The organism is Bacillus sp. CDB3, from assembly GCF_002081505.1.
GTDB lineage: Bacteria > Bacillota > Bacilli > Bacillales > Bacillaceae_G > Bacillus_A > Bacillus_A cereus_AT.
Genome location: NZ_ALBR01000074.1, coordinates 22,377 through 30,361, shown reverse-complemented (window position 1 = coordinate 30,361; position 7,985 = coordinate 22,377). Strand labels below are relative to the sequence as shown.

Below are 7,985 nucleotides of genomic sequence, written 5' to 3'. Positions count from 1 at the left end.
TGCTGTTATGATAACAGCAGAGCTTTCTTTTTATAGATTATTACGGTGTTGTTTTTCGAAATTCTCAAATTGCTCTTCAACTTCTTTTGAAGGCTGTGTTAGTAAACTAACAATTACGATTACTAGTAAACTAATAGCGAAACCAGGAATCATTTCATATAAGAAATCTTTTAAGAATTTGAATTGAGTCCAAATAATTACTGTAGCGGCACCTGATATCATACCAGCAAGCGCACCCCATTTTGTCATGCGTTTCCAATATAAGCTTAATAAAATAGCAGGTCCGAATGAAGAACCAAATCCAGCCCAAGCGTATCCAACAAGAGCTAAAATCGTATCATTTTGTTTAAACGCTAATGCGCACCCAACTAAGGCGATAACAAGTACAGCCATACGACCGACAAATACAAGCTCTTTATCAGAAGCAGAGCGTTTAAAGAATGTACGATATAAATCTTCTGTTATAGCACTAGAGGTAACAAGAAGCTGAGATGAGATTGTACTCATAATAGCTGCTAAAATAGCTGCTAATAAAAATCCAGTAATAAGTGGGTGGAATAAAATTTTTCCTAGTTCAAGGAAAATTGTTTCTGGGTTAGATAATGTCAACTCTTGTTGTGAATAGTAAGCAATACCAATAAGACCAGTAAACATAGCTCCGACAACAGAGAAAATCATCCAGCTCATACCAATTCTTCGTGCGCTTTTAATTTCTTTTACAGACGAAATTGCCATAAAGCGTACGATAATATGAGGTTGTCCAACATAACCAAGGCCCCATGCGAATAAAGAAATCATTCCTAAAGTAGAGGCACCTTTAAAAATATCTAAACGTGTTGGATCTACCGATCGAATTGTGTCAAACGCAGGTCCAAGTCCGTGTGAATTCATAATTGTTACGATAGGAACAAGAATAAGAGCAACAACCATAATGATTCCTTGCACGAAGTCTGTCCAACTTACTGCTAAGAAACCACCGAATAATGTGTAAGCTACAACAACGCCTGCTACAATGAATAATCCAACATGATAGTTCATACCAAATGAATTTTCAAATAATACAGCGCCTGAAACTAATCCTGAAGCTACATAAAAAGTAAAGAAAATCATAATAACAAGTCCGGATACTAAGCGTAGCATGTGAGATTTGTCGTGGAAACGGTGTTCCAAAAATTCTGGAATAGTAATAGAGTTGTTTGCAATTTCAGAGTAGGTACGTAAGCGAGGAGCGACATATAGCCAGTTTGCGTATGCGCCTAATGTTAGGCCGATTGCAATCCAACTACTACTTAATCCAACGCTAAACATTGCACCGGGTAAGCCCATTAAAAGCCAACCGCTCATATCTGATGCTCCAGCACTTAATGCTGTTACTGCGGGGCCTAGTGTACGCCCGCCAAGCATATAATCTGTTAAGTTGGACGTTCGTTTGTAGGCGAAATAGCCGATTACTAACATCCCGAGCATGTAAATAGAGATAGAAGTTAAAGTTAACATCTGCGTACTCATGTAGTTCCCCTTCCTTTTGTCATGTCTTTTGATGCATTTTGCATATTTATAATCTATCATGATTATTCAGAAAAATCCATTTCAGAAATACGAATTTTCTGAAATGTAAGCGTTTTTTGACAATGTTTCGCTTTTGTAATATATAATTTTCTGACAAAAAACCTTAGTTTTAATAGAGTATTTATTATATTTACATAAAAACAGGTTGTTTTGTCAATATAATATCGGATGAAGAAAAAATATTTTTTTTGGAAAAAGTATTGACTTATTAGAAATGCGAGGAATATAATGAGTGCAACTTAAAAAAATGCAAGCGTTGATGAAGAAGAGTACACATGATGAACATGGCAGAGAGCTGATGGTTGGTGCGAATCAGTATGGAATTGATGTGGAATGGGCTTCGGAGCTTCCAAACCGAAACGAAAGAAGTAGGCTTTGGCGACATGATCTCATCGATACAAGAGACACGTATTGTTTTTGATACGGTAAAGTGCGTTACATTCGTAACGAATTAAGGTGGCACCACGGGAGTACCCGTCCTTTCTATAGGATGAGTACTCCCTTTTTGTGTATAAAAAATTAAATAAGCTAAATCGTTTAAGTAAGAAGAGTACGTATATTTGGAGACGTTACAGAGAGCCGGGAGCAGGTGGGAGCCCGGTACGGTGCCATATACGGAATGGGCTTACGAGAGGTATGCTGAACAATTGTTTTCAGTAGGCAACCCGGGTTCCGCCGTTACAAGGATAAGGTATATATTTTGTACCTGAATAAAGCGGGATGCTTTTGCGTCCAACATGAGGTGGTACCACGGTAAATTTATCGTCCTCTACATATTTCGATATGTAGGGGACTTTTTTATTTTTCAGAGTGAGGTGAAAGGCATGATGACAAAAGAGGAATTTATGAAGCAAAAAGAACAAGGAAAAACATTTTTAGTAATCGCTGAAGAAGAAGGAGATAGCATTACGCCAATTTCTTTATATAGACGTATGAAGGGTAAGAAAAAGTTTTTACTAGAAAGTTCACAGCTTCATCAAGATAAAGGGCGCTATTCTTACTTAGGGTGTAATCCTTATGGAGAAGTGAAAAGCGTCGGTATAGAAGTAGAACGAACGATGTATGGGCAAACAGAAAAGTTGCAAGGTAACGTATTGCAAGTATTAGAAGAGGTAATCGCACCAGAACAAGTAGAGAGTCCATTTCCGTTTTGCGGAGGAGCGATTGGATATATCGGCTATGACGTAATTCGGCAGTATGAAAATATAGGATTAGACTTGCATGATCCATTAAATATTCCAGAAGTACACGTACTACTGTATCGCGAGTTTATCGTTTACGATCATTTACGCCAAAAGTTGTCGTTTGTATATGTATGCGGGCAAGAAGATTCAGCTTCTTATGAAGAAGTATATGAAAGATTGCAAAGATACAAAGAGGAAGTGTTAAACGGTGAAGAAGAGAATGTGAGTGAAGTAATATCATCGTTATCATTTACTTCTTCAATAACGGAAAAAGAATTTTGTGAAATGGTAGAAACAGCGAAAGAATACATTCGGGCCGGAGATATTTTTCAAGTTGTATTATCCCAGCGATTAAAAAGTGAATGTAAAGGAGATTCATTTTCCCTTTACCGGAAACTTCGAATTGCAAATCCATCACCATATATGTTCTATATTGATTTTCAAGATTACGTCGTTCTCGGTTCTTCGCCAGAAAGTTTACTATCAGTAAGAGACGATAAGGTGATGACAAACCCAATTGCGGGTACGAGGCCGAGAGGGAAAACGAAGCAGGAAGATGAGGAAATCGAAAAAGAACTGTTAGGAAATGAGAAAGAGCGAGCAGAGCATATGATGCTTGTGGACCTAGGCCGAAATGACATTGGCAGAGTAAGTGAAATTGGCTCTGTGACGATAGATAAATATATGAAAGTAGAGAAATACTCTCACGTTATGCACATTGTATCTGAAGTTTACGGAACATTGCGAAAACGAATGAGCGGATTTGATGCATTAGCGTATTGTTTACCAGCTGGCACAGTGTCAGGAGCTCCGAAAATAAGGGCGATGGAAATTATCAATACATTAGAGCATGAAAAAAGAAATGTATATGCCGGAGCAGTTGGATATATTTCATTCTCAGGAAACCTTGATATGGCGCTAGCAATTCGAACGATGGTTGTGAAAGATGAGAAAGCGTACGTTCAGGCAGGAGCGGGTATCGTTTACGATTCAGATCCGGTTGCTGAATATGAGGAAACATTAAATAAAGCGAGAGCGCTTTTGGAGGTTATGAAATGATTGTACTGATTGATAACTATGATTCCTTCACATATAACTTGTATCAACTATTAGGCGAGTACGAAGAAAACATCGTCGTCGTAAGAAATGATCAAATAACAATTGAACAATTAGAGGAGATGAAGCCGAAAGGAATTGTGCTCTCACCGGGACCTGGGAAACCAGAAGATGCTGGAATTTGTATCGATGTTATTCGTCACTTTTATAAGAACGTTCCCATCTTAGGAATTTGCCTTGGCCATCAAGCAATCATATCCGCATTTGGAGGAGAAATTGTTAGAGCAGAGCGCATTAAACACGGAAAAACATCACGTGTGAAACATAACGGAACGTCAATCTTTTCGTACGTTACGCAGCCGCTAACGGCAATGCGTTACCATTCACTCGTCGCAGCGCAAAATAGTTTACCACAATGCTTTGACATACTCGCGACGGCGATGGATGACGGAGAAATCATGGCAGTTCGTCATAACTATTATCAGCTCTTCGGATTACAGTTTCACCCAGAATCAATTGCAACAGAAGAAGGCGGAAAATTAATACGTGCCTTTTTAGCACAAGTGAAAGAGGAGGAGAGAGTATGAACAGTTATCTTCGAAAATTAGTAGAGGGACAGCATTTAACAGAGGAAGAAATGTATGAAGCAGGGCTCCTTTTATTAAGTGACAACATATTGGAAAGTGAAGTTGCAGCTTTCTTAGTATTACTGAAAGCGAAAGGCGAAACAGCAGAAGAAATATACGGTCTCGTTCGTGCTCTTCGCGAAAAGGCATTGCCGTTTTCAAATCATATAAAAGGAGCGATGGACAATTGCGGAACGGGTGGTGACGGTGCGCAAACATTCAATATTAGTACAACATCGGCATTTGTACTTGCCGGAGCTGGCGTAAAGGTTGCGAAACATGGAAACCGCGCTGTTTCTAGTAAAACAGGAAGTGCTGATTTATTAGAAGAACTCGGTGTAAACATTAGCTGTACGCCTGGTGAGATTGACTATTTATTAGAGAATGTAGGTATTGCCTTCTTATTCGCACCAGCGATGCATCCAGCATTAAGACGCATTATGAAAATAAGAAAAGAATTAAACGTTCCGACGATCTTTAACTTAATTGGACCGTTGACGAATCCCGTTCATTTAGAAACACAATTTGTCGGTATTTATAAACGAGATATGTTATTGCCAGTAGCGGAAGTGTTGCAGAAACTTGGTAGAAAACAAGCGCTCGTCGTAAACGGAAGTGGCTTTTTAGATGAAGCATCATTACAAGGAGAAAACTGCGTCGCTATTTTAAAAGACAATGAAATAATCGAAATGAGTATTGAGCCTGAAAAATATGGTTTTTCAAGAGTGAAAAATGAAGAAATTAGAGGCGGGAATTCAAAAGAAAATGCAAAGATTACGATCGGAGTATTGAGCGGAGAAAAAAGTGTATACCGCGATACCGTTTTATTAAATGCAGGGCTTGCTCTTTTCGCAAACGGAAAAGCGGAAACGATTGAAGAAGGAATTAAACTAGCAACGCATAGCATTGATTCCGGAAAAGCATTAGAGAAGTTAAACTTATTAATTACAGCAAGCCATGAAAAATTAGAAAGGGTGAATTAAAATGGGGACGATTTTAGACAAAATTGTGGAACAAAAGAAAGTAGAAGTTGCGGAGTTATATGAAACATATTCACCAGTGAAAGAAAAAAGGAAAACACACTCACTTGTAAAAGCTTTAGAGCAGTTTACTGTAATCGCAGAGGTAAAGCGAGCGTCTCCATCAAAAGGTGATATTAATTTACACGTTGATGTTCCAAAACAAGTGAAAACATATGAAGAATGCGGTGCTGGAGCAGTTTCTGTTTTAACAGACGGTCAATTTTTTAAAGGGTCGTTTCACGACTTACAAACGGCAAGAGCAGAAGGTAACATTCCGCTTTTATGTAAAGATTTTATAATCGATAAAATTCAAATTGATAGAGCGTATGAAGCAGGAGCAGATCTTATTTTATTAATCGTTGCAGCATTGTCAAAAGAGAAATTAAACGAGCTTTATAACTACGTACTAGAAATAGGATTAGAAGCGATTGTTGAAGTTCATGATGAACAGGAATTAGAAATTGCAATCCGATTAAATCCGCACGTTATTGGTATTAACAACCGTAATTTAAAAACATTCGAAGTAGATTTAAGCCAAACTGAAAAACTTGGAAAACGACTGAATGAGGAAAACCTACTTTGGATTAGTGAAAGCGGCATTCATTCAAAAGAAGATATCATTCGCGTCAAACGAGCTGGTGCAAAAGGTGTATTAGTTGGTGAAGCGCTTATGACAACATCTTCTATTAGCAGTTTTTTCGATGAATGTAAGGTGAAAATATGAAAGTAAAGATTTGCGGTATTACTGATGTTGAAACAGCGAAAAGTGCGTGCGAATACGGAGCAGATGCACTCGGATTTGTTTTTGCAGAAAGTAAACGAAAAATTACTCCAGAGCAAGCGAAAGAAATTATTGAGGAAATTCCAGCCCACGTTTTAAAGGTCGGTGTTTTCGTAAATGAATCAGTAGAAGTGGTCCAGAAAATTGTAGAGGAGTGCGGATTAACGCACGTTCAACTACATGGGGATGAAGACAATCATTACATTAGAAGATTGAAAATTCCGTCTATAAAAGCTGTAGGAGTAGCTTTAGAACAAGATATGGAACGTGCGAAAAAATACGAAACAGATTATATGTTATTTGATAGCCCGAAAGAAAAGTTCCACGGAGGAAATGGAAAGACATTCTCATGGGAGTTACTCGCGCATATGCCAAAAGCATTGCGAGAGAAAACGATATTAGCTGGCGGATTAAACATCATTAATATAGAAGAAGCTATTCAAACCGTTCAGCCATATATGGTCGATGTGAGTAGTGGAGTAGAGACAGAAGGAAAGAAAGATCTAAAGAAAATAAAACAATTTATTAAAAAAGCGAAGGAGTGTTCCAAATGAACTACGCATATCCAGATGAAAAAGGTCACTACGGTATATACGGGGGGCGATACGTTCCAGAAACGTTAATGCAGTCCGTATTAGAATTAGAAGAAGCATATAAAGAAGCGATGCAAGATGAAGAGTTTCAAAAGGAATTAAACCATTATTTACAAACGTACGTTGGGAGAGAAACACCGCTATATTTTGCTGAAAATATGACGAAGTATTGCGGCGGAGCGAAGATTTATTTAAAGCGTGAAGATTTGAATCATACCGGAGCTCATAAAATTAATAATACAATTGGTCAGGCACTTCTTGCGGTAAGAATGGGTAAGAAAAAAGTTGTCGCTGAGACAGGAGCAGGACAACACGGAGTTGCAACAGCTACTGTATGTGCCCTTCTCGGATTAGAATGCGTCATCTTTATGGGAGAAGAAGATGTGAGACGTCAAAAATTAAATGTGTTCCGAATGGAATTACTTGGAGCGAAAGTAGAAAGCGTAGCGGCAGGTAGCGGCACATTAAAAGATGCGGTGAACGAGGCACTTCGTTACTGGGTTTCACACGTGCATGATACGCACTACATTATGGGATCAGTTCTCGGACCACACCCGTTCCCGCAAATTGTCCGTGATTTCCAAAGTGTAATTGGGAAAGAAACGAAAAAACAATACGAAGCATTAGAAGGAAAATTACCAGAAGCAGTCGTTGCTTGTATTGGCGGTGGTAGTAATGCAATGGGAATGTTTTATCCTTTCGTACACGATGAAGAAGTTGCTCTTTACGGTGTTGAAGCAGCTGGAAAAGGTGTTCACACAGAAAAGCACGCAGCCACTTTAACGAAAGGAAGTGTCGGTGTTTTACACGGATCGATGATGTATCTTCTACAAAATGAAGAAGGACAAATTCAAGAAGCACACTCTATTTCAGCCGGACTAGATTACCCAGGGGTTGGACCAGAACATAGCTTGCTAAAAGATATTGGCCGCGTTTCTTATCATTCTATTACAGATGAAGAAGCGTTAGAGGCATTTCAATTATTAACGAAAAAAGAAGGCATTATCCCGGCATTAGAAAGCTCACATGCTGTTGCGTACGCTTTAAAACTAGCACCGCAAATGAAGCAAGACGAAGGACTTGTCATTTGTTTATCCGGCCGTGGTGATAAAGATGTAGAGAGTATAAAACGTTATATGGAAGAGGTGTAAAAA

7 protein-coding genes and 2 other annotated features are annotated in these 7,985 nt (G+C 38.6%); of the genes, 6 read left to right on the top strand and 1 reads right to left on the bottom strand.

Annotated features, from left to right (window positions below):
* Positions 1–30: 30 nt before the first annotated feature.
* Positions 31–1,509, bottom strand: a complete 1,479-nt coding sequence (gene putP / locus CDB3_RS18080; RefSeq protein WP_128855448.1) for a sodium/proline symporter PutP — start codon at positions 1,507–1,509, stop codon at positions 31–33.
* Between the two features lie 307 nt (positions 1,510–1,816).
* Positions 1,817–2,054 (top strand) — a binding site (T-box leader).
* 42 nt (positions 2,055–2,096) lie between these two features.
* Positions 2,097–2,342: a binding site (T-box leader), on the top strand.
* Between the two features lie 51 nt (positions 2,343–2,393).
* Here putP and trpE point away from each other — a divergent pair.
* The 6 genes from trpE to trpB are packed head-to-tail and all read left to right on the top strand — an operon-like array spanning position 2,394 to position 7,982.
* On the top strand, positions 2,394–3,812 hold the full coding sequence (gene trpE, locus CDB3_RS18070) for an anthranilate synthase component I (protein WP_128855446.1): 1,419 nt from the start codon (positions 2,394–2,396) through the stop codon (positions 3,810–3,812).
* On the top strand, positions 3,809–4,396 hold the full coding sequence (locus CDB3_RS18065; RefSeq protein ID WP_128855445.1) for an aminodeoxychorismate/anthranilate synthase component II: 588 nt from the start codon (positions 3,809–3,811) through the stop codon (positions 4,394–4,396). The genes trpE and CDB3_RS18065 overlap by 4 nt, the downstream gene beginning before the upstream one ends.
* A complete protein-coding gene (gene trpD, locus CDB3_RS18060) occupies positions 4,393–5,418 on the top strand; it encodes an anthranilate phosphoribosyltransferase (RefSeq protein WP_128855444.1) in 1,026 nt (341 codons plus the stop codon). Before CDB3_RS18065 ends, trpD begins: the two co-directional genes overlap by 4 nt.
* Position 5,419: 1 nt before the next feature.
* Entirely contained in the window at positions 5,420–6,181 is a 762-nt protein-coding gene (gene trpC / locus CDB3_RS18055) for an indole-3-glycerol phosphate synthase TrpC (protein ID WP_128855443.1), read from the top strand.
* Positions 6,178–6,792 (top strand): phosphoribosylanthranilate isomerase, encoded by a 615-nt coding sequence (locus tag CDB3_RS18050; RefSeq protein WP_128855442.1) that lies wholly within the window; start codon positions 6,178–6,180, stop codon positions 6,790–6,792. The genes trpC and CDB3_RS18050 overlap by 4 nt, the downstream gene beginning before the upstream one ends.
* Positions 6,789–7,982, top strand: a complete 1,194-nt coding sequence (trpB, locus tag CDB3_RS18045; protein ID WP_001105046.1) for a tryptophan synthase subunit beta — start codon at positions 6,789–6,791, stop codon at positions 7,980–7,982. Before CDB3_RS18050 ends, trpB begins: the two co-directional genes overlap by 4 nt.
* Positions 7,983–7,985: the final 3 nt, after the last annotated feature.